The organism is Kitasatospora sp. NPDC093102, from assembly GCF_040683915.1.
In the GTDB taxonomy this organism is placed as follows: Bacteria; Actinomycetota; Actinomycetes; order Streptomycetales; family Streptomycetaceae; genus Kitasatospora.
Window position 1 is genome coordinate 565,533 of sequence record NZ_JBFBFA010000001.1, and the last position, 21,480, is coordinate 587,012.

A 21,480-nucleotide genomic window follows, 5' to 3' on the forward strand; every position below is an offset into this window, starting at 1 on the left:
TCAGCCGATCAGGCGTTGCTTGGCGCGGGTGAACTCGTCCCCGGTGAGGGCACCGGAGGCGTGCAGGGCGGCCAGCCGTTCCAGCTGGCCGATGAGCTGTTCGCCGGTGGCGGCCTCGACCGGTGCGGCGACGGGCACGGCCTTCGGGGCGTTGCGGGCGGCCCGGGCGGAGGCCCGGAGCTGCTCGGCGAAGAACTCGGCCTTGACCACGTCCTCGAAGCGGTGCGAGCCGGTGAGCGCCACCACCAGGAGCACTTCGCCGTTGAGCTTGGTGCGGGTCACGGTGACGTCGGTGACGGCGGCAAGCGGAACCGGCATCGGCGGTTTCCCGTCCTTCAGGAAGAGCAGCCGATGGGTGGTCAGCACGAGCACTCCCTTGCGGAAGTGCTCGGGGTGGCGCCCGGCGGTGGAGGCGACCGGCTTCTCGCCGTCGATGACGGTCGCCTCGACAGCGTGGAGGGCCTCGGCCTGGTTGGCTTTGCTGCGGTTTCCTGACGCCTCGAAGGCGGTGTCGATCAGATCGGTCCAGTCCATGGGATCGAGCCTAAGCGGAGCCGCTCAGTAGGCTGGTCGGCGAGCGAGAGGAACTGGCATGCGAGGCGGCCCCGGGCAGTTGCTGGCGGGGCGGTACCGGCTGACGGACCGTCCCGGACCGCTGCGCGCCCACGCGGTGGACGAGCGGACCGGTGAATCGGTGCTGCTGAGCGCCCTGGAGCTGCCGGCGTTGCTGACAGCAGGCCAGGACCCGGAGGAGGCCGCCGCGGCGCAGGCGGATCGGCTGGTGCGGCGGGTGGCGGCGGTCGGCTCGGCCGCGCCGGTGGCGCACCCGCGGCTGCTGCGCGGGGTCGGCGCGTTCGTCGAGGGCGAGCTGCTGTGGACGGTGGAGGAGCGGCCGGCCGGGTGGACGGTGGCCGAGCTGCTCGCCGAGGGGCCGCTGCCGCCGTACCGGGCGGCCGAGTTGGCGGCGGACCTGGCCGGCGCGCTGCGGGCGCTGCACGCGGCCGGGCTCACCCACGGCAACATGACCGCGGAGTCGGTGCTGGTCTGCGAGGACGGTGCGGCCATGCTCGGCGGGCTGCTCGCCGGGGTGGCGGAGGAGGCGCTGGCCGAGGAGCTCGGCGGGCCGGGCGGTCGGCGCCGGTACGAGGTACGGGCCACCCTGGTCGGCCCGGTGGCGGAGCGTTGGCCGCTGGACGGCGGTCCGGCGGGCGACTGCTGGGCGCTCGGGGTGCTGGTGCAGCGGCTGGTCGCCGGCCGCGCGCCGTACCCGGAGCGGGACGTGCCGGAGCTGGTGACGGCCGTACGGGACGGGCGGCGCGAGCCCGCGGTGGTGTGCGGGCCGCTCGCGCCGCTGGTGGAGCGGCTGTTGCAGCCCGATCCGGTGCTGCGGCCGACCGCGGAGGCGGTGTGCGGGGAGCTGGCGGAGCTGCTGGCGGGTGCACCGGAGCCGGTCGACGAGGAGCGGGTGGCCCAGGGCCGGACCGGTGGGGGGCCGAGGCCGGAGGCGCCGCCGGTGCCGCGGCAGCCGCGCCTGCTCGGCGGGAAGGCCGGGGGTCCCAGGGCCGGGGGGAGTGCCCGAAAAGGCGGGAACGGCGGGGACTTCGGGGCAGGAGGCGGCGCGAAACCGCCCCGGATACCCCCCGCCCTATTGGGCCCGCTGTTGGTGGGGGGAGTGTTTGCGCTGCTGGCGCTGGGAATTGTCGCGGTGGTGCTGTTCGCAGGCTGACAGCCCGCTCGGAATCAGGCCTTCCGGTCCAGGGGGCGGGCGTGATTACCCGGGGCGGCAAGGTGCGCCTAATGTGTGCGTGGGATTTGTTCGAACAGTGGTCTGCACCAGGCCCTCCGTCGCGGTGACGGCAGGCGGAGTGTGTGGGGGAGCGGGCGCAGATGGGCGTGCAGGACCGGCCGGAGGCGGCCGAGGCGGAGCGGTTGCTGGCCGGGCGGTACGAGCTCGGCGAGCGGCTCGGCCGGGGCGGCATGGGCACCGTCTGGCGGGCCTGGGACCGGATGCTCGACCGCGAGGTCGCGGTCAAGGAGCTGACCGTCAACCACCTGCCGGAGGAGGACCTCCAGATCCTGCACACCCGGATGAAGCGCGAGGCCAGCGCGGCCGCGCGGATCAAGCACCCCAATGTGATCACCGTGCACGACGTGCTGGAGCAGGACGGCCGGCCGTGGATCGTGATGGAGCTGGTCGACGGCCGCTCGCTGGCCGACGTGATCAGCCAGGACGGCACCCTGCAGCCGCGCGCCGTCGCCGAGGTCGGCAGCCAGGTGCTCGCCGCGCTGCACCGCGGCCACCAGCTGGGCGTGCTGCACCGGGACGTGAAGCCGGCCAACGTGCTGCTGGAGCACGGCACCGGGCGGGTGGTGCTGATGGACTTCGGCATCGCGAAGTACGAGGGCTCGACGGAGCTGACCCGGCCGGGGGACCTGGTCGGCTCGCCGGACTACCTGGCGCCGGAGCGCGCCCAGGGCGAGCGGCCCGGGCCGGCCTCCGACCTGTGGGGCCTCGGGGCGACGCTGTTCGCGGCGGTCGAGGGCCAGTCGCCGTTCCGGCGGGACTCGCCGATCACCACGCTCGCCGCGGTGGTCGACGAGCCGCTGCCGGAGTCGCGGCGGGCCGGGCCGCTGGGGCCGGTGCTGGCCGCGCTGATGGCCAAGGACCCGGACGAGCGGCCGACCGCGGACGAGGCGGCCCGGATGCTGGCCGAGGTGCAGGCCGGGCACACGATGGGCCTGAAGTCGGTCGCGGCGGTGCGCATGCCCACCCAGTCGGTGCCGGTGGTGGACCGCAGCGAGGGCCGGGGGCTGGTGGCGGAGCCGGTCGAGGACTCCGAGGAACCGACCGAGCCGAAGGCGTCCACGCCCGCCGTCCCCGCCGTCCCCGCCGGACCGGACACCGCGGGGGGCGAGCAGGCCGCCGCGCTGGCGCACACCGGGCCCGTCGCGCCGGTGCCGCACTCCGTCACGCCCGCGCGCGGACCGGCCAAACGCCGCAACCTGCTGAAGATCGCCGGCATTGCGGTGGCCGTCGGCCTGCTGGCCGCCGCGGGCACCTTCCTCACCACCCGGCACATGGTGGGCGGCGGCGGCGCCGCCGACGACCCGACGCCGACGGCCGTCGAGTCCACCGGGCCCGAGCCCACCAGCGACGCCACCCCCGCGGTGGCGCCGCCCAGCGGCTACCACTGGGTCGACGACCCGGCCGGCTTCCGCTTCCCGCTGCCGAACGGGACCCCGCCCTGGCAGCGGATCAGCTCCGGGGACAACCAGATCTTCTACAGCCCCGACGGCAAGGTGCACTACCTGCAGTTCGCCGTCACCGTCGGCCAGTCGGTCAAGCCGCTGGAGCACATGCGGCAGATGGAGACCAGCCTCTCCAAGTCGCTCAAGGACTACAAGCAGCACCGGATGGCCGGCGCGGCGGTGAAGGGCCAGGAGGCGGCGGTCTGGGAGTTCAGCTACCTGGCCAAGGAGGGCGGCCGCCGGCGCGCGATCGAGACCGAGTTCATCAGCCAGGACGGCACCAGCTACGCGATCTACTCGTCCAGCCCGGAGAAGGGCAGCGAGTGGAACGAGGCGGAGCAGCGCTTCTACGCGGTGCTCAACAGCTTCACGCCGATCCGCTGACGGGCGCCGGGCAGGGGCGGGACGCCCGCTTTCACCCGACTGCGGCAGATTCTTGTTACCGGCGGGTACCGGACCGGCCGCCGAACGCCTAGGCTGCGCGTATGTCGGACCTCACAGCAGATGCAGTGGCCACCGAACACCCCGGCGCCGGCAATCCGGCGGCCCCCGGTGGCGGCCGTACGGTCGCCGCGGCCGTCCCGCCGTCCCTGGTCGCCAGGCTGGCCGCCGGCGTCACCGCCACCGGCGAGCCCGACCTGGTGGAGACCGTCGCCCCGCTGACCGGCGAACGGCTGGCCAGCCTGCCGCAGTCCACCCCGGCCGACGTCGAGGTCGCCTTCCAGCTGGCCCGCCGCGCCCAGGCGGCCTGGGCCGCGCTGCCGGTGCGCCGCCGGGCCGCGGTCCTGCTGCGCTTCCACGACCTGCTGCTCAGGCGGCAGGACGAGGTGCTGGACCTCATCCAGGCGGAGACCGGCAAGGCCCGGCTGCACGCCTTCGAGGAGGTGCTGGCCGTCGCCATGGCCGCCCGGCACTACGGGCGGGCCGCGCACGGGTACCTCAAGGACAAGCGGCGCGGTGGCGCGCTGCCGGTGCTCACCCACGCCGTCGAGGCCCGCCGCCCCAAGGGCGTGATCGGCCACATCTCGCCGTGGAACTACCCGCTGGAGCTGTCCATCGGTGACGCCCTGCCCGCCTTCGCGGCCGGCAACGCGGTGGTCAACAAGCCCGACACCCAGACTGCGCTGACCGCCCTGTGGGCCCGCGAGCTGCTGGTCGAGGCCGGGCTGCCGGCCGACCTGTGGCAGGTCGTGATCGGCGACGGCCCGGTGATCGGCCCCGCCGTGGTGGAGCACGCCGACTACGTCTCGTTCACCGGCTCCACCCGGACCGGCCGTGACGTCGCCCAGCGCGCCGCCGCCCGGCTGGTCGGCGCCTCGCTCGAACTCGGCGGCAAGAACGCCATGCTGGTGCTCGCCGACGCCGACCTCGACGCGGCCGCCGCGGGCGCCGTACGGGCCTGCTTCTCCTCCGCCGGGCAGCTGTGCATCTCGATCGAGCGGCTGCTGGTGCACCGCTCGGTGGCCGACGAGTTCCTGGAGCGCTTCGCCGCCCGCACCCGGGCGCTGCGCCTCGGCGGGGGCCTCGCGTACGGCGCGGACATGGGCTCGCTGGTCTCCGTCCGCCAGCTGGAGACCACCACCCGGCACGTGGACGAGGCGGTCAAGGCGGGTGCCACCGTGGTGGCCGGCGGGCGCGCCCGGCCGGACCTCGGCCCGTTCTTCTTCGAGCCGACCATCCTCGACGGCGTGACCCCGGACATGGCGGTCTGCGCCGAGGAGACCTTCGGCCCGGTCGTCTCCCTCTACCGCTTCGACACCGACGAGGAGGCGGTGGCCGCCGCCAACTCCACGCCGTACGGCCTGAACTCCAGTGTCTGGACCAGGGACCTGCGGCGCAGCCGGGCGGTCGCGGCCCGGCTGCGCACCGGCACGGTGAACGTCAACGAGGCCTACGCCGCCGCGTACGGCTCGGTCGGCTCGCCGATGGGCGGCATGGGCGACTCCGGGCTGGGCCGCCGGCACGGCGCCGAGGGCATCCTGCGCTTCACCGAGGCGCAGACCATCGCGACCCAGCGGCTGCTGCCGATCGCGCCCTCGTTCGGCCTGGACGACAAGCAGTTCGCCGCCGTGATGACCGGCGGGCTGCGGGCGCTCAAGGCGCTGCGCTTCAAGTAGGCCTCGGCGGCACACCGGGCCCCGCACTTCCGGCGGGGCCCGGCTCGCGGTACCCACAGGCAGGTTGACCCGGCGAAGGAGCGGTGGCAGATGGTGCAGTCCGGCGGTGCGGCGGAGTTCGACTACGACGTGGTGGTGGTCGGGTCCGGCTTCGGCGGATCGGTCGCGGCCCTGCGGCTGACCGAGAAGGGCTACCGGGTCGCCGTCCTGGAGGCCGGCCGGCGCTTCGACCGGGACGAACTGCCCAGGAACTCCTGGGACCTGCCGAACTACCTGTGGGCGCCGCAGCTCGGGCTGTACGGCATCCAGCGCATCCACCTGCTGGCCAACGTGCTGATCCTGGCCGGCGCCGGGGTCGGCGGCGGCTCGCTGAACTACGCCAACACCCTGTACGTGCCGCCGAAGGCCTTCTTCGAGGACCGCCAGTGGCGCCACATCACCGACTGGCAGCAGGAGCTGGCGCCGTTCTACGACCAGGCGCAGCGGATGCTCGGGGTCCGGCTCAACCCGACCCTCACCCCCTCCGACGTCCACCTGAAGGCGGCCGCCGAGCAGATGGGAGTCGGCGACACCTTCCACATGGCGCCGGTCGGGGTCTTCTTCGGCGACGGCGAGGACACCGACGGCAGTGCCAAGGCGGCGCCCGGGGGCGAGGTGGCCGACCCGTACTTCGGCGGCGCCGGCCCGGCGCGCAAGGCCTGCGTGGAGTGCGGCGAGTGCATGACCGGCTGCCGGCACGGCGCCAAGAACATGCTCACCGAGAACTACCTCCACCTGGCCGAGCGGGGCGGCGCGGAGATCCACCCGCTCACCACGGTGGCGCGGATCCGGGAGATCGGCGGGGCCGACGGGAATCGCGGCTACGCCGTGGACGTGCGCCGCACCGACGCGCGCTCGAAGACCGACCGGGTGAAGGCGGGCGCGCGGACCATCACCGCGGCCCGGGTGGTCGTCGCGGCCGGCACCTACGGCACCCAGTCGCTGCTGCACCGGATGCGGGACGGCGGCCACCTGCCCCGGATCTCGGACCGCCTGGGCGAGCTGACCCGCACCAACTCCGAGGCCCTGGTGGGCGCGCAGACCACCGACCGGCGCTACGGCACCAAGGCGGACTTCACCAAGGGCGTGGCGATCACCTCCTCGATCCACCCGGACGCCAACACCCACATCGAGCCGGTCCGCTACGGCAAGGGCTCCAACGCGATGGGCGCGCTGTCCATCGCCCAGGTCAGGGGCGGTGGAACGATCCCGCGTTGGCTGCGCTACCTGGGCAACTCGGCGCTCCACCCGGTGACCTTCGCCCGCTCGATGAACCAGCGCCGCTGGTCCGAGAAGACGATCATCGGCCTGGTGATGCAGTCGCTGGACAACTCGATCACCGTCTCGCTGAAGAAGGGCCCGCTCGGCAAGGCCCGGCTCACCTCCACCCAGGGCCACGGCGAGCCCAACCCGACCTGGATCCCGGCCGCCGAGCGGGGCGCCCAGGCGCTGGCCGCCGAGATCAACGGCTTCCCGGGCAGCACCGTCGGGGAGATCTTCGACATTCCGATGACGGCGCACTTCCTGGGCGGCTGCCCGATCGGCGACGCCCCCGAGACCGGCGTGGTGGACCCGTACCACCGGCTGTACGGCTACCCCGGGATCAGCGTGGTGGACGGTTCGGCCGTCTCCGCCAACCTCGGCGTCAACCCCTCGCTCACCATCACCGCACAGGCCGAGCGCGCCATGTCGATGTGGCCGAACAAGGGCGAGGCGGACCCGCGCCCGGCCCAGGGCGAGGAGTACCGGCGGGTGGCGGCGGTGGCACCGGTGCGGCCGGCCGTGCCCGAGGGCGCGTTCGGCGCGCTGCGGCTGCCGCTGCTGCCCGTCCCGGAGGTCCCGAAGAAGCGCGGTTGAACCCGGCCGGGCGGGCCAATCCGCCTGCCCCGGTTCCCGGTTGACATCCGTTCGGATCCGATGGGATAAACGGGCTCCCTGGGGCGGCCAGGGACTCGTCGAGCGGGGGGGGACGCGGGCCATGGCCAACTGCACAGCGTGCGGGGCGACTTCGGAGGAGGGGTCACCCGCCTGCGGGTCGTGCGGGCGGCCGTTCGCGCCCCCGCCGCCCGCCGTCCCGCCGCTCCCACCGGGTGCGGCTCCGTCTGTCCCGCCGCCCGCCGTCCCGCCGCCCGCCGTCCCGCCGGGTGCGGCTCCGTCCGTCCCGCCGCCCGCCGTCCCGCCGCCCGGGTACGAACCGCAGCCGGGATACGGGCCGCCGCCCGGGTACGGACCGGCCACCGCGTCCCCGCCCGCCCTCGGCAGTTGGGGCGCAGGGCAGTCGTACGACAAGCCGTCGACCTTCCAGCGCCTGCTGACCGCGGCGGACTGGCGTCCGGCGGTCAAGGCGGCCGTCGCGCCGACCCTCGTCCTGCTGGCCGCCGCGCTGATCGCGGCGATCCCGAGCGACTACCAGTACGAGTACCGGTTCCAGTCGGCCGGCTTCGGCGAGCGCTTCGGCTCGACACTGTCGATGGCCCTGAACGCGCTCGGCGCACCGTTCCGGCTCGGGTACCAGAGCCAGCTGGGCCAGGGCCGGACCGACCGGCTGGAGATCGCCCTCCGGGTGCTGCCGATGACCGTCACCGTGCTGTGGTGCCTGGCGCTCTGGCTCGGCCTGCGGGCCGGGCTGCGCCGGCGCAAGGCGGTGGAGGGCCAGCTCACCCGGGGCCAGGCCGCCGGTGAGGCGATCCGCACCGCCCTGGTCCTCGCGGCGGTGAGCGGGCTGCTCGGGCTGGTCGGCAGCACGGACTGGCACCCCGCGGGCAGCGCCGTGAAACCCGACTACTTCGGCTCCGGCGGCCAGAAGCTCGGCCAACCGCTGATCACCGCGGAGTCCGGCTGGCTGGAGGCGGTCGCCTGGACCGCAGTGGCGGCCGCCCTGCTGACCTTCGTCGTCTACGGCACCGACGCGCTGCGCTGGGCCGCCTGGCGCAGCCGCGCGGTGCGCGGCTGGGCGGTGTCCGCGCTGGCCGCCGGGCAGGCGCTGGCGGTCTCGGTGGGGCTGTCCTCGGTGACGGCCTTCGTGCTGGTCGCGGCCAACAGCGAGAGCGGTGCGCAGACCGGGATCTCGCTGGCCTTCCTGCCCAACCTCGGCCTCAACCTGCTCGGCTTCGGCTCGGGCGCGACCTTCCGGACGCACTCCGGCCTGTCCGGCGGCGAGGACTCCCGCAGTGACGGTTCCTGGGGCGATCGCAGCGCCGAGGCCGGCTTCTCCTTCTTCGACCTGCACGACCTGACCGGCGACTGGCGCTGGGCCGGTCTGCTCGCGCTCGCCTCGGCGGTCCTGCTGGGCTGGGCGGCGTTCCGGCGCGGGCTGGACGCGGCCGACCGGCTGCGCCTGGCGGCCGTGCACGCCGGGGCGTCCACCCTGCTGATGACCGTGTCCGGCGCGCTGCTGAAGCGGACCATGTTCACCTCGGGCTGGGTCGGCTCGGGGCGGATGGAGTTCTCCCAGGAGGAGTCGGTCGGGCTGGTGTTCCTGAGCGTGCTGGTGGCCAACGCGGTCTGGGCGCTGGCCGGCGCGCTGCTGGTGCCGCCGTTGCTGGCGGCCGTCCGTGGGCGGGGCGCGGGCGCGCCGAGCGGCGCCGTGCCGTACGCCGAGTCCCCGTTCGCTCCGGCCCCGGGCGCCGCGCCGTACCCGCCGGCGGTGCCGTACGCGACGCCGCCGCACGGCGTCCCGGCTCAGGACGGCCCGGTGCCGGCCGGCCAGGGGCAGGGGGCTCCGGGGTACGGCGTGCCGCCGCAGGCCGCCGCGCCGCAGGACGCGCCGTTCGCCTCCGGGGGCGGGGTGAGCGAGGTGCTCGCCTCGCACGAGGCGTCGCCCGCCCCGGCCGGCGGGACACCGGTACCGGGCGCGGTGCCGCCGCCCCCGGCCGAGGAGCCGGTCGACCCGAGCGTCTGGCGCAAGCACCCCTGAGTCCGCGGCCACGGACGTACGGGGGCATGCGGCGGCGTGGCGGGAAGGGGCGGGAAAGGGCAAAGGGCCCCGCGGGGGAACGGGGCCCTTTGTCGGTCAGCACTCGGCGTCAGGGCCGCGCCGGTGCTGGGGTGACGGCGCCGGGGGAGGAGCGCCGTCGTGTCGGTTGGCTTCGGGGTGCGCCGTGCGGCTCCGGCGTGGGTGGCCGGCCGCGCGGGGCGCGCACGCTCGTGTGCGGCGGGTCGGCGCGCAGGTGTGCGCTGGTCCCGTGCTCACGGAGCGTGAACTGAAAACCGCTTGCCACCTCCCTGCGGCGCGGCTGCGGAGAACACGGCACGGGCCTCCTCGGTGAGCCGCGAGGCGCCGGGAGAACCGCTTACAACGAGCATCGTGCTGGACAAAGGGCTCGCTCTGCAACCGGTTCGGCACAGTTGGGCAGAGAGCATTTCCCGCCGGGGCCGCCATCGATGATCACGGTGCGTAGTGGTTCTGGTGGTTGCGGCGCACGGGGACGCGCGTAGCGGCGCGGGTTGTTCGGGGGCGTGCGCCGGGCGTGCACCGGGTCGGACCGGGGGTGCGACGGCCGGTCCCGGGCGTCCCCGGACTCCGGCCGTCCCACCTCTCGGCCCAGTCGCGGCCGGGGTCGCTGTCCCCTGCTGGCCGGCCGCGGCACCCGCGCACGGTCCCACGGAGCCGTGCGCCCGGCGGGCCGGGCGGCGGCACCACGTGCGCCGGTGGACTGGGATGGAGCTCCACGCGTGGTCCTGCTGCCGTACGGCGGTGCCCCCGCGGGGACGGGCGGCGCGTCTGGCGGACGCGGCGCGGCCGTACGTTCGTCAGAAGCAACGAACCGCCGCCCCGCCCGGTCACGGTCCATTGGACGGGCAGACGAGTGAAACCGGACAGCCCGGTAGAATCGGAGTCCAGACACCCCACACCGTCCGCCGCCGCTGCCCCCACCCGGGAGGCGGCCACGCGTGACACCTCGATACCGCTGCCGGAAGGCCGTCTGTGTCCTCTGCAATTCCCGTCCAGTCCGCGCCGGACAACGACCCCGTCCTGGTGGTCGACTTCGGCGCCCAGTACGCCCAGCTCATCGCCCGTCGGGTGCGTGAGGCGCGGGTCTACAGCGAGATCGTGCCGAGCAGCATGCCGGTCGCCGAGATGCTCGCCAAGAACCCCAAGGCGATCATCCTCTCCGGTGGCCCGTCGTCGGTCTACGAAGAGGGCGCGCCGCAGATCGACCGCGCGATCTTCGAGGCCGGTGTCCCGGTCTTCGGCATGTGCTACGGCTTCCAGCTGATGGCCAAGACGCTCGGCGGCACCGTCGACAACAACGGCGCCCGCGAGTACGGCCGCACCCCGCTGACCGTCTCCCGCACCGGCTCCACCCTGTTCGAGGGCGTCCCGGCGCAGCACTCGGTGTGGATGTCGCACGGCGACGCCTGCTCCGCCGCCCCGGAGGGCTTCGTCGTCACCGCCTCCACCGACCTGGTCCCGGTCGCGGCCTTCGAGAACGACGAGGCCCGGCTGTACGGCGTCCAGTACCACCCCGAGGTGCTGCACTCCGACCACGGCCAGCAGGTCCTGGAGCACTTCCTCTACCGCGGCGCCGGCATCGCCCCGACCTGGACCACCGGCAGCGTGGTCGAGGAGCAGATCGCCCTGATCCGCGAGCAGGTCGGCGACAAGCGCGCGATCTGCGGCCTGTCCGGCGGCGTGGACTCCGCGGTCGCGGCCGCCCTGGTCAACAAGGCCATCGGCGACCGGCTGACCTGCGTCTACGTCGACCACGGCCTGATGCGCAAGGGCGAGACCGAGCAGGTCGAGAAGGACTTCGTGGCCGCCACCGGCGTCCAGCTGAAGGTGGTCGACGCTTCCGAGCGCTTCCTGAACGCGCTGAAGGGGGTCACCGACCCCGAGGAGAAGCGCAAGATCATCGGCCGTGAGTTCATCCGGGTCTTCGAGCAGGCCCAGGCCGAGATCATCGCCGAGGCCGGCGAGCACGGCGAGTCGGTCGACTTCCTGGTCCAGGGCACCCTGTACCCGGACGTGGTGGAGTCCGGCGGCGGCACCGGCACCGCCAACATCAAGTCCCACCACAACGTCGGCGGCCTGCCCGAGGACCTCCAGTTCCAGCTGGTCGAGCCGCTGCGCAAGCTGTTCAAGGACGAGGTCCGGATGGTCGGCCAGGAGCTGGGCCTGCCGGAGGAGATCGTCCAGCGCCAGCCGTTCCCGGGCCCGGGCCTGGGCATCCGGATCGTCGGCGAGGTCACCAAGGATCGCCTGGACCTGCTCCGCGACGCCGACGCGATCGCCCGCGAGGAGCTGACCGCGGCCGGCCTGGACCGCGAGATCTGGCAGTGCCCGGTCGTGCTGCTCGCCGACGTCCGCAGCGTGGGCGTGCAGGGTGACGGCCGCACCTACGGCCACCCGATCGTGCTGCGCCCGGTCTCGTCCGAGGACGCCATGACCGCCGACTGGTCGCGCCTGCCGTACGACGTGCTGGCGAAGATCTCCACCCGGATCACCAACGAGGTCCGCGACGTGAACCGCGTCGTCGTCGACGTCACCAGCAAGCCGCCGGGCACCATCGAGTGGGAGTAGCACTCCCACCGGCCGGGGCGCGTTCCCGTCCCGAGGCCGATGCCTGAACGGCCGCGCCGTCGTTCCCTCCAGCAGGGGAACGACGGCGCGGCCGTTCGTGGTGCGGGCGCCGCCCTCCGGGAGGTCCTCCCACCGAAAGCGGCCGGGAGCGGGCAGAATGCGGACCGGACCTGTCAGGCAGTGGCAGGCGGCGAGGGAAGGTGTGAGGGATGTCGGAGGCCAGCAACTCGGTGCCGGCCGGTGGGGGAGCGGTCGGCCCGGCCGACCGGGCAGCGCGATGGGGGGCGCTCGCGTCGACGTACGCGCTGCTGCCGCTGCGGCTCTTCCTCGGCGTCACCTTCGTCTACGCAGCCCTCGACAAGCTCTCCGACGCCCACTTCCTGGGCGGGGCGGGCGACCCGGCCTCCTTCGTCTCGCAGACCCAGGCCGCCAAGGCGGGCGGCAGCCCGATCTCCTTCCTGCTCGGCCCTGCCCTCGACCACCCGACCCTGTTCGCGCTCGCCCTCGCCTTCGGCGAGCTGGCGATCGGCCTCGGCACCCTGCTCGGCCTCTGGGGCCGGGTCGCCGCGCTCGGCGGCGCGCTGCTCAACCTCAGCCTGTGGCTGACCATCAGCTGGAGCGTCGCGCCGTACTACCTCGGCAACGACCTGGCCTACCTGATGGCCTGGACCCCGCTGCTGCTGGCCGGCACGCCGTACCTGTCGGTGGACGGCTACCTGGCCCGCCGGGCCGAGCGGGACCGCACGCGCGGGCTGGGCGAGGACCACGTCAAGCGCCGGGCCCTGGTGGACGGGGGGATCGCGGCCGTCGCGATCGGCGGGGCCGGGCTGCTCACCGGCTCGCTGACCCGGACCTTCGGCCGGGGCAGGTCCGCCGCCGCCGAGCAGCCGGCAGCCCCGGTCTCCGCCGCTCCGGTCTCTGCCGCTCCGGTCTCCGCTGCCCCGGCGCCGGGCCCCGCGGTGCCCGCCGCGAGCGTGCCGGTCGGCGGCTCGGCCCAGGTCAAGGACCCGGTCACCGGTGACGCCGTCTACATCGTGCAGCCCAAGGCCGGCCAGTACTGCGCCTTCTCCGCGGTGTGCACCCACACCGGCTGCGCCGTGGACGCGCCGAAGGACGGCCGGCTGTACTGCCCCTGCCACGGCTCCCGGTTCGACGCCGCGACCGGTGCGGTGATCAACGGGCCGGCGGTCAAGCCGCTGCCCAGGTACGCCGTCAGCAAGGACGGGGACCAGCTGACCCTGGGCCCGCAGCAGACCTGAGGACCCGGGGCCGGCCAGGGGCCTCTCCGCGCGGTCACTCCTCGCGGTCGGGCCGGCCGCGCCGGGCCACCGCCGCGACCGCGCCGGCCAGGCCGCCGACGCCGAGCACGATGAAGGTGACCGGGATGACGATCCGCCCGTTCACCGACTGGTCGTTGACCGCCGCGACCAGGTAGAGCACGGCGATCACGGTGAACAGCGCGCCCGCGATCAGCGAGAACAGGTCGAGCCGGTGCTTCCTCACTGCTGGACCACCTTGATGTTGCCGAGCCCGATTCCGAGTTCGAGATTGAGGGTGCCCTTGGCCGGCTGCCCGCCGGCAGGGCCGATCAGGTAGTTGTGCCGCCCGGTGCTGTCGTTGCGCTCACCGGGGACGGTGACGTTGCCCAGGCCGACCCGGGTCACCAGGTTCACCGTGACGTCGTCCGGCACGGTGACGGTCATGTCGCCGGTGCCGAGGTCGACCTTGGTGGCGAGGGTGGCCCCGGCCGGGTCGACCGCGGACAGGTCCAGCCTGATCTGCCCGGCGCCCAGGTTGTACCGGTCGTGCAGGTCGGCCGCCGAGGCGACGGTCCAGTCGCGCTCGCCCACCGCGTTGCGCATGGAGTCCGGCGAGTGGCCGACGAAGGCCAGCGCCAGGGTGAGCAGCAGACCGGTCACCGCCAGCCGGCGGGCCCGGCCGAACTTCGCGCCGACCAGCAGCGTCAGGCCCACCACCAGCAGCGCGGTGGCCACCACCGTCGCGCTCAGCACGGTGGGGTTGTGGTGGTCGGAGGAGACGGCCCAGACCGCGGCACCCGCGCCGACCGCCAGCAGGAAGCCGAAGAAGCCGAGCGCCGAGCGCTCCCGGGGGTGCCGTACGACGGCAGGCTCGGGGCCGCGCTTCGCACGCTCCTTGCGCAGCGGGTCGCCCTCCGGCAGGTCGGCACGCTGCCACCAGGGCTGGGCCGGGCCGCCGGCCGGCGGCACCGGGGTGCCGAACGGCGGGGTCGGGGTGCCGAACGGCGGGGTCGGGGTGGCCGAGGTGGCGCCCCCGTACGGGTTGCGCTCGGGGTGGCGCGGGTCCCACAGGTAGCCGCCGGCGCCCGGGGCCGGGCTGTCGGCGGGGACCTTCCCGGCGGCCCGGGCGGCGGCGGGCTCGGTCCGGGCCGACTCGTCCTGCTCAGGCCGCGGCCACTGGTAGGCCCCGGCGCCGCCGGTGACCACAGGGCCCTCGGGCTCGGGGAAGTGGCGGTCGTACGGGCCGCCGCCGCGGCGCTCGCGCCCGTGGTCCCGGCGGCGCTCCGGGTCGTAGCGCACCGCCAGGAAGACCAGGGCGGCGAGCAGCAGCAGCGGGAAGATCTGGTCCCCGTCGCCCATCGAGGAGAAGAACACCCCGGTGCCGATCACGGTCAGCAGCACCGCGCCGACCGACTGGCCGTCCACCCGCCCGGTGAGCACCCGCTGGAGTTCGGTGCGCCCGCCGCGGCCCTTGGCCTCGTCGTCGGTCGGGACGATCAGCCAGGCCAGGCCGTACAGGAACAGCCCGAGGCCGCCGGAGAGGCAGAGCACCACCGTGACGATCCGGAAGACCACCGGGTCGATGTCCAGGTGCCGCCCGAGGCCGCCGCAGACGCCGGCCACCACGCGGTGGTGCTCGGCCCGGGTCAGTGGCGGGCGGTCCGGTTCCGGCTGGGCGGCGGGCCCGGCCTCCTCGATGCGGGGGTCCTCGGTCATGGGCACCATCCTTCCGGCAGAGGACGGGCCGGCCCAACCGGGGCGACCCCTGCTCCTACCCTGACTTGTCCCTGATACGGGATGGGGACACACCCTGATGCGTCCGTGGCTGCCCGCGTGGAACCATCGGTGGCGTGGCAGCCCCCGGTACCGATCCCCGATCCATCGCCCCCGACACCGCGTCGTCGGCCGGCGCCGACCCGAGCGCGCCCGACGGCGGGAGGCCGCCCTACCGGCGGCTCTACCGCAGTCCGCAGGGACGGATGCTGGGCGGGGTCGCGCACGGCCTGGCGGTGCACCTCGGGCTGCCGGTGCGATGGGTGCGGCTCGCCTTCGTCGTGCTGTTCTTCGCGCAGGGGATCGGCGCGCTGCTGTACGCCGCGTTCTGGTTCGTGGTGCCGATCGGCATCGGCGAGCCCTCGCAGCGCGGCGGAGCCCAGTGGGTGTACCTCAACGGGGTGTTCGTCCCGGCGTCGCCCGGGATGCAGGGCGGCCTGCTGAGCAAGGGCGGCCAGGCCGGCGGCTGGGTGGGCCGGATGCGCCAGCTGCTCCAGCACACCCTGCAGGGCGAGCCGGTGGCCGCCCCCGCGGAGGGCGAGGAGGCCGCGCCGGCCGGCAAGGGCGGGCAGGGCGGCCTCGGCCAGCTCGCCGCCCTGGTGATGACGGTGATCGGCCTGATCGCCCTGCTCAACGTGCTCGGCTTGCAGACCGCCAAGCCGTACACCTGGCCGCTGCTGGCGATCGGCGTCGGCGTGGCGCTGGTCTGGCGGCAGGCCGACGACTCGCGCTGGCAGCGCTGGTTCGGCATCGAGGAGGGCGAGAAGCGGCGCGGCGCCTACACCCGGGTCGGCGCGGGCGTACTGCTCGCGGTGGCCGGCACCATCGCGCTGCTCGCCATGCAGGGCAGCGGCTCCACGCTCGGCTCGGTGATCGAGGCCTCGCTCGCGGTGCTGGCCGGCGTGCTGGTGCTGCTCGGCCCGTACGGCCTGCGGCTCTGGCAGGACCTCGGGGCCGAGCGCACCGCCCGCATCCGTGCCCAGGAGCGGGCCGAGATCGCCGCGCACATCCACGACTCCGTGCTGCACACCCTGACCCTGATCCAGCGCCGGGCCGAGGACCCCAAGGAGGTGCTGCGGCTGGCCCGCTCGCAGGAGCGCGAGCTGCGGCTGTGGCTGTACCGCCCGGAGGCCGCCGCCGAGGCCGCGCCGGACACCATGGCGGAGACCCTGCGGGCCGCCGTCGCCGAGGTCGAGGACCGGCACGGCGTCCAGGTCGAGCTGGTGATCGTCGGCGACTGCCCGATGGACGAGAGGATCGCGGCACAGATGCAGGCCGCGAGGGAGGCGACCGTCAACGCGGCCAAGTACGGTGGCGGGGGACCGGTCCAGGTCTACGCCGAGGTGGAGGGGAGGACGGTGTCGGTGTTCGTCCGCGACCACGGCCCCGGCTTCGACCCCGACACGGTGCCCGAGGACCGGATGGGCGTACGGGAGTCGATCATCGGCCGGATGAAGCGCAACGGCGGCACCGCTCGGGTGCGGCCGGCGGCGGGCGGCGGCACCGAGGTCGAGCTGGAGATGGAGAGAACGGATGACTGAGGCAGCTCCGGAGCGCACGGCGCGGGTCGTGCTGGTGGACGACCACCGGATGTTCCGGACGGGGGTCAGGGCCGAGATCGGCCGCACCGAGGTGACCGGCATCGACGTGGTCGGCGAGGCCGACGACGTGGACTCGGCGGTCCGCGTGGTCGCCGAGACCAGGCCGGACGTGGTGCTGCTCGACGTCCACCTGCCGGGCGGCGGCGGCGTCGAGGTGCTGCGCCGCTCGGTCGGGGTGATGGGCGAGCAGGGAGGGGTGAAGTTCCTGGCGCTGTCGGTGTCGGACGCCGCCGAGGACGTCATCGGCGTCATCCGCGGGGGCGCGCGCGGCTACGTCACCAAGACCATCACCGGCACCGACCTGGTGAACGCGGTCTTCCGGATCGCCGACGGCGACGCGGTGTTCTCGCCCCGGCTGGCCGGCTTCGTGCTGGACGCCTTCGCCGCCACCGACACCCCGCCGGTGGACGAGGACCTGGACCGGCTCACCCAGCGCGAGCGCGAGGTCCTGCGGCTGATCGCCCGCGGTTACGCCTACAAGGAGATCGCCAAGCAGCTCTTCATCTCGGTGAAGACGGTCGAGAGCCACGTCTCCGCCGTCCTGCGCAAGCTCCAGCTGAGCAACCGCCACGAGCTGACCCGCTGGGCCACCGCCCGCCGCCTGGTCTGACAACCCCGGTTCCGGACCGTGGTTCCATCGCACTGACGCCGACGAGCCCGTCCGCTCGGATTCTCCGGGGCGGGCGGGCTTGTCGGTGAGTGGCCATAGACTCGATGTGCCATGAGTAGCCTCTTTGACGACCTTCCGCTCCCCGGTTTCGAGGCACCCGCCGCCGGGTCGAAGCAGCCCGACGCGCCCATCGACGAGGAGCCCCCGCCGTTCGAGGACGACGTCCCGTACGACGCGTACGAGGAGGCCATCCCGGACGGGCTGTTCCGGACCGACCATGCCGCCGAGGCGGAGCGGGACGCCTGGTACCGCAACGGCGCCGCGCGTACGGTGGTGGACCCGGCGCAGCTGCTGGAGGGGATGAACGACCCGCAGCGCGAGGCGGTGCTGCACGCCGGCTCGCCGCTGCTGATCGTGGCCGGCGCCGGCTCGGGCAAGACCCGGGTGCTGACCCACCGGATCGCCCACCTGCTGGGCGCCCGCGGGGTGCAGCCGGGGGAGATCCTGGCGATCACCTTCACCAACAAGGCGGCCGGCGAGATGCGCGAGCGCGTCGAGGCGCTGGTCGGCCCGCGCGCCCGGGCGATGTGGGTCTCCACCTTCCACAGCGCCTGCGTGCGCATCCTGCGCCGCGAGTCCAAGCAGCTGGGCTTCACCTCCAGCTTCTCGATCTACGACTCGGCCGACTCGCAGCGGCTGATGTCGCTGGTCTGCCGCGACCTCGACCTGGACCCGAAGCAGTTCCCGCCGAAGTCCTTCACGGCGAAGATCAGCAACCTCAAGAACGAGCTGATCGACGAGGAGACCTTCGCCGACCAGGCCGTCAACCCGATGGAGAAGAAGCTCGCCGAGGCGTACGCGCTCTACCAGCGGCGCCTGCGCGAGGCCAACGCGCTGGACTTCGACGACATCATCATGACGACGGTGAACCTGCTGCAGGCCTTCCCCGACGTCGCCGAGCACTACCGGCGCCGGTTCCGGCACATCCTGGTCGACGAGTACCAGGACACCAACCACGCCCAGTACACGCTGGTGCGCGAGCTGACCGGCGGCTCGGTGGCCGACGCCCCCAGGCGGACCGTGGACGGCGAGCTCGTGAACCCGGCGGCCGGGCGCCTGGCCGAGGTGCCGCCGGCCGAGCTGTGCGTGGTCGGTGACGCGGACCAGTCGATCTACGCCTTCCGCGGCGCGACCATCCGCAACATCCTCCAGTTCGAGGAGGACTACCCGAACGCGACCACGATCCTGCTGGAGCAGAACTACCGCTCCACCCAGACGATCCTGAGCGCCGCCAACGCCGTCATCGAGCGCAACGCCAACCGCCGCGAGAAGAAGCTGTGGACGGCCGGCGAGCACGGCGAGAAGGTGATCGGCTACGTCGCGGACGACGAGCACGGCGAGGCCCAGTTCATCGCCGACGAGATCGACCGGCTCACCGACAAGGGCGAGGCCAAGCCGGGCGACGTCGCGATCTTCTACCGGACCAACGCCCAGTCCCGCGTGTTCGAGGAGGTGTTCATCCGGGTCGGTCTGCCGTACAAGGTGGTCGGCGGGGTGCGCTTCTACGAGCGCAAGGAGGTCCGGGACGTCCTGGCGTACCTGCGGGTGCTCTCCAACCCGGAGGACACCGTGCCGCTGCGCCGGATCCTCAACGTGCCCAAGCGCGGCATCGGCGAGCGGGCCGAGGCGATGGTCGACGCGCTGGCCGCGCGGGAGCGGATCTCCTTCGCCCAGGCGCTGCTGCGGGTCGACGAGGCGTACGGGATGGCCGCGCGCTCGGCCAACGCCGTCAGGAAGTTCAACACCCTGATGGCCGGGCTGCGCCAGGTGGTCGAGTCGGGCGCGGGCCCGGCGGCAGTGCTGGAGGCCGTCCTGGAGGAGACCGGCTACCTGGCCGAGCTCCAGGCCTCCACCGACCCGCAGGACGAGACCCGGGTGGAGAACCTCCAGGAGCTCGCCTCCGTCGCGCTGGAGTACGAGCAGGACCCGGGCGAGCGGCCGGACGCCGGGGAGGAGGGCACGCCGCCGGTCGGCTCGCTGGCCGACTTCCTGGAGCGGGTCGCGCTGGTCGCCGACTCCGATCAGATCCCCGATGAGGACGAGGACGGGCAGGGCGTCATCACGATGATGACCCTGCACACCGCCAAGGGCCTGGAGTTCCCGGTGGTCTTCCTGACCGGCATGGAGGACGGGATCTTCCCGCACATGCGGGCGCTCAACCAGGTCAAGGAGCTGGAGGAGGAGCGCCGGCTCGCCTACGTCGGGCTCACCCGGGCCCGCGAGCGGCTGTACCTGACCCGCTCGGTGCTGCGCAGCGCCTGGGGGCAGCCGGCGTACAACCCGGCCTCGCGGTTCCTGGAGGAGATCCCGGAGACGCTGGTGGAGTGGAAGCGCACCGGGGCGGCCCAGGCGCCGGTCCAGCGCGGCTACTCCTCGGGCTCGTCCTGGGGCAAGTCCTCGTCCGGGGGCGGGAGTTCGCGCTCCTCCTCGTCGGCTTCGCCGAAGGCCGGCTGGGGGCAGTCGGCGCGGCGCGGCGGCCAGGTGGTGGAGCGCGAGGCCGTCTCGCTGGCGGTCGGCGACCGGGTCACCCACGACAGCTTCGGGCTGGGCACGGTGGTGGCCGTCACGGGCGTCGGCGACCGTGCCCAGGCCACCGTCGACTTCGGCACCGACGGGCGCAAGCAGCTGCTGCTGCGCTACGCGCCGGTGGAGAAGCTCTGATCCGCTAGCGCGGGTCCAGCCCGTTCGAGAGGAACCAGGGCAGCGGGTCGATCGGCCCGCTGCCCGGCGGCCGGATCTCGAAGTGCAGGTGCGGGCCGGTGCTGTTGCCGCTGCTGCCGACGAAGGCGATCACGTCGCCCTGCTTCACCGGGCCCTTGCGCACCTTGTACGCCCGCAGGTGGCAGTACCAGGCCTCGGTGCCGTCGGGCATCTTGATGATCGTCATGTAGCCGTAGAACGGGTTCCACTGGGTCCGAAGGGTGCCGTCGGTCACGGCGTAGACCTCGGAGCCGCCGTCCACCGGGAAGTCGATGCCGGTGTGCCGGTTGGCCCAGTGGGTGCCGGCCTCGCCGAACAGTTCGCCGAGGCCGTGCCGGGCGACCGGCATGGCCACCTTGGGCTTGACCGGTTCGGGTGTCGGCTCGGCGGTGGGCTGCGCGGTGGGGGCCCCGGCAGGGGCCTCGGCGGGCTGGGCGCCCGCCAGCGGCTTGCGGGCGTCGCCGCGCGAGGCCTGGGCCGGGGCGCCGGCCGCGATCGCCTGGGCGGCCGCCGCCTGCGTGGTCGCGGTGTCCTCCGCTGCGGCCTGCGGCACCTGCCCGGAGGCCTGGGTGCGCTGCTGGTCGGCCTCCCCCTGCACCGTGATCGCCGCCGCCGCGGCCACCCCGAGCGCGGCCACCGACGGCAGCGCGACCCGCAGCAGCGCCGTCCGGGTGGCCGCCTTGGCGGCGCCGCGGCGCTGGGCACGGGACTGCTCGCGGGCCGCGTGGCGCAGCTCCGCACGGGTCGGGCGGGCGGCTGCATCGGGAGCCATCGGGGGCTGCCTCCTCGGTGGGCCTCGGACGTCGTCGGTCGAGGGAAATCAGCCGTGACTGTAGCCCGATCGCCGATGCCCCGGAAAAACCCGCGGATGTCAAGGGGGCGGCCGGGGGTCTGTGCGGAGGTTGCGGGGAGGAGGGGATACCCGCTGGTAGCAAGGCCCGGAGCTGTGACTTTGCCCTCCTCTTCGGAGGCGGCACGGTCAACCGCGTCCGGTGGCGCTAACCTCCCCTCAGGTTGTTATTGACCGTTAACCGCGCCGGCGGCCCACGAGGTCCGGTCGGATGGTGGACGACGAGGTCCAGGAGGCAGTCATGAGTGTGTCGGGGCCGATCCGTGTGGTGGTCGCCAAGCCCGGGCTCGACGGTCACGACCGTGGTGCCAAGGTCATCGCGCGCGCCCTGCGCGACGCCGGTATGGAGGTCATCTACACCGGCCTGCACCAGACGCCCGAGCAGGTCGTCGACACCGCGATCCAGGAGGACGCGGACGGCATCGGGCTGTCGATCCTCTCCGGCGCCCACATGACGCTGTGCGCGCGGGTGCTGGAGCTGCTGAAGGAGCGCGACGCCGAGGACATCAAGGTCTTCTGCGGGGGGATCATCCCGGACGAGGACATCGCCGAGCTCAAGGCGATGGGCGTCGCGGACATCTTCACCCCGGGCACGCCGACCCGGGACGTGGTCGCCTGGGTCGAGTCGAACCTGCGGGCCGGCTGAGCCACGGAGCGTCGAGCGGGCCGGTCCTTCCCGGGGCCGGCCCGCTCCGTCGT

15 protein-coding genes are annotated in these 21,480 nt (G+C 73.9%); 11 read left to right on the forward strand and 4 right to left on the reverse strand.

Features of this window, described 5'->3' with window-relative positions; translation table 11 throughout:
* The gene (locus tag AB0O11_RS02710) at positions 1 to 534 is read right to left on the reverse strand and encodes an SHOCT domain-containing protein (protein ID WP_363381004.1); all 534 of its coding nucleotides are present in this window, start codon (positions 532 to 534) and stop codon (positions 1 to 3) included.
* Positions 535 to 592: 58 nt separating this feature from the next.
* Here AB0O11_RS02710 and AB0O11_RS02715 point away from each other — a divergent pair, with 58 nt between their 5' ends.
* The 7 genes from AB0O11_RS02715 (at position 593) to AB0O11_RS02745 (ending at position 13,187) form a co-directional block, all read left to right on the forward strand.
* Positions 593 to 1,726, forward strand: coding sequence for a protein kinase (locus tag AB0O11_RS02715; protein WP_363381006.1), 1,134 nt, complete (start codon positions 593 to 595; stop codon positions 1,724 to 1,726).
* A 161-nt stretch (positions 1,727 to 1,887) separates the two neighbouring features.
* Entirely contained in the window at positions 1,888 to 3,633 is a 1,746-nt protein-coding gene (locus AB0O11_RS02720) for a protein kinase (protein WP_363381008.1), read from the forward strand.
* 101 nt (positions 3,634 to 3,734) lie between these two features.
* Complete coding sequence (locus AB0O11_RS02725; protein WP_363381010.1) at positions 3,735 to 5,366, forward strand: succinic semialdehyde dehydrogenase; 1,632 nt, start codon at positions 3,735 to 3,737, stop codon at positions 5,364 to 5,366.
* 90 nt (positions 5,367 to 5,456) lie between these two features.
* On the forward strand, positions 5,457 to 7,262 hold the full coding sequence (locus AB0O11_RS02730) for a GMC family oxidoreductase (RefSeq protein ID WP_363381011.1): 1,806 nt from the start codon (positions 5,457 to 5,459) through the stop codon (positions 7,260 to 7,262).
* 121 nt (positions 7,263 to 7,383) lie between these two features.
* Positions 7,384 to 9,321, forward strand: coding sequence for a hypothetical protein (locus AB0O11_RS02735; RefSeq protein ID WP_363381012.1), 1,938 nt, complete (start codon positions 7,384 to 7,386; stop codon positions 9,319 to 9,321).
* A 1,011-nt stretch (positions 9,322 to 10,332) separates the two neighbouring features.
* Positions 10,333 to 11,928, forward strand: coding sequence for a glutamine-hydrolyzing GMP synthase (guaA, locus tag AB0O11_RS02740; protein WP_363381014.1), 1,596 nt, complete (start codon positions 10,333 to 10,335; stop codon positions 11,926 to 11,928).
* A 209-nt stretch (positions 11,929 to 12,137) separates the two neighbouring features.
* Complete coding sequence (locus tag AB0O11_RS02745) at positions 12,138 to 13,187, forward strand: Rieske 2Fe-2S domain-containing protein (protein WP_363381016.1); 1,050 nt, start codon at positions 12,138 to 12,140, stop codon at positions 13,185 to 13,187.
* A 34-nt stretch (positions 13,188 to 13,221) separates the two neighbouring features.
* Here AB0O11_RS02745 and AB0O11_RS02750 read toward each other — a convergent pair whose 3' ends face one another.
* Together AB0O11_RS02750 and AB0O11_RS02755 are read right to left on the reverse strand one after the other, a co-directional pair.
* Entirely contained in the window at positions 13,222 to 13,431 is a 210-nt protein-coding gene (locus AB0O11_RS02750; RefSeq protein ID WP_355255701.1) for a hypothetical protein, read from the reverse strand.
* On the reverse strand, positions 13,428 to 14,903 hold the full coding sequence (locus AB0O11_RS02755; RefSeq protein WP_363381019.1) for a PspC domain-containing protein: 1,476 nt from the start codon (positions 14,901 to 14,903) through the stop codon (positions 13,428 to 13,430). The genes AB0O11_RS02750 and AB0O11_RS02755 overlap by 4 nt, the downstream gene beginning before the upstream one ends.
* Positions 14,904 to 15,067: 164 nt before the next feature.
* On the opposite strand from AB0O11_RS02755, the gene AB0O11_RS02760 reads away from it, so the two are divergent.
* The 3 genes from AB0O11_RS02760 to pcrA all read left to right on the forward strand — a co-directional run bounded on the left by AB0O11_RS02760 (position 15,068) and on the right by pcrA (position 19,892).
* Entirely contained in the window at positions 15,068 to 16,501 is a 1,434-nt protein-coding gene (locus AB0O11_RS02760) for a PspC domain-containing protein (RefSeq protein WP_363381265.1), read from the forward strand.
* Entirely contained in the window at positions 16,494 to 17,171 is a 678-nt protein-coding gene (locus AB0O11_RS02765) for a response regulator transcription factor (protein ID WP_355255707.1), read from the forward strand. The genes AB0O11_RS02760 and AB0O11_RS02765 overlap by 8 nt, the downstream gene beginning before the upstream one ends.
* 111 nt (positions 17,172 to 17,282) lie before the next feature.
* Entirely contained in the window at positions 17,283 to 19,892 is a 2,610-nt protein-coding gene (gene pcrA / locus AB0O11_RS02770) for a DNA helicase PcrA (protein WP_363381020.1), read from the forward strand.
* 4 nt (positions 19,893 to 19,896) lie between these two features.
* Here the strand turns inward: pcrA and AB0O11_RS02775 are convergent, their stop codons facing one another.
* The gene (locus AB0O11_RS02775; RefSeq protein ID WP_363381022.1) at positions 19,897 to 20,703 is read right to left on the reverse strand and encodes a peptidoglycan DD-metalloendopeptidase family protein; all 807 of its coding nucleotides are present in this window, start codon (positions 20,701 to 20,703) and stop codon (positions 19,897 to 19,899) included.
* A gap of 319 nt (positions 20,704 to 21,022) precedes the next feature.
* On the opposite strand from AB0O11_RS02775, the gene AB0O11_RS02780 reads away from it, so the two are divergent.
* Entirely contained in the window at positions 21,023 to 21,427 is a 405-nt protein-coding gene (locus AB0O11_RS02780) for a cobalamin B12-binding domain-containing protein (protein ID WP_224285525.1), read from the forward strand.
* Positions 21,428 to 21,480 lie beyond the last annotated feature (53 nt).

What these genes read in the sequence shown, in the direction of transcription:
- AB0O11_RS02780 (WP_224285525.1), top strand. Translation starts at nt 21,023, where the DNA reads ATGAGTGTGTCGGGGCCGATCCGTGTGGTGGTCGCCAAGCCCGGGCTC.
- AB0O11_RS02775 (WP_363381022.1), bottom strand. Translation starts at nt 20,703, where the DNA reads ATGGCTCCCGATGCAGCCGCCCGCCCGACCCGTGCGGAGCTGCGCCAC.
- AB0O11_RS02745 (WP_363381016.1), top strand. Translation starts at nt 12,138, where the DNA reads ATGTCGGAGGCCAGCAACTCGGTGCCGGCCGGTGGGGGAGCGGTCGGC.
- AB0O11_RS02755 (WP_363381019.1), bottom strand. Translation starts at nt 14,903, where the DNA reads ATGACCGAGGACCCCCGCATCGAGGAGGCCGGGCCCGCCGCCCAGCCG.
- AB0O11_RS02720 (WP_363381008.1), top strand. Translation starts at nt 1,888, where the DNA reads ATGGGCGTGCAGGACCGGCCGGAGGCGGCCGAGGCGGAGCGGTTGCTG.
- AB0O11_RS02725 (WP_363381010.1), top strand. Translation starts at nt 3,735, where the DNA reads ATGTCGGACCTCACAGCAGATGCAGTGGCCACCGAACACCCCGGCGCC.
- AB0O11_RS02715 (WP_363381006.1), top strand. Translation starts at nt 593, where the DNA reads ATGCGAGGCGGCCCCGGGCAGTTGCTGGCGGGGCGGTACCGGCTGACG.
- AB0O11_RS02730 (WP_363381011.1), top strand. Translation starts at nt 5,457, where the DNA reads ATGGTGCAGTCCGGCGGTGCGGCGGAGTTCGACTACGACGTGGTGGTG.
- AB0O11_RS02765 (WP_355255707.1), top strand. Translation starts at nt 16,494, where the DNA reads ATGACTGAGGCAGCTCCGGAGCGCACGGCGCGGGTCGTGCTGGTGGAC.
- AB0O11_RS02735 (WP_363381012.1), top strand. Translation starts at nt 7,384, where the DNA reads ATGGCCAACTGCACAGCGTGCGGGGCGACTTCGGAGGAGGGGTCACCC.
- pcrA (WP_363381020.1), top strand. Translation starts at nt 17,283, where the DNA reads ATGAGTAGCCTCTTTGACGACCTTCCGCTCCCCGGTTTCGAGGCACCC.
- AB0O11_RS02710 (WP_363381004.1), bottom strand. Translation starts at nt 534, where the DNA reads ATGGACTGGACCGATCTGATCGACACCGCCTTCGAGGCGTCAGGAAAC.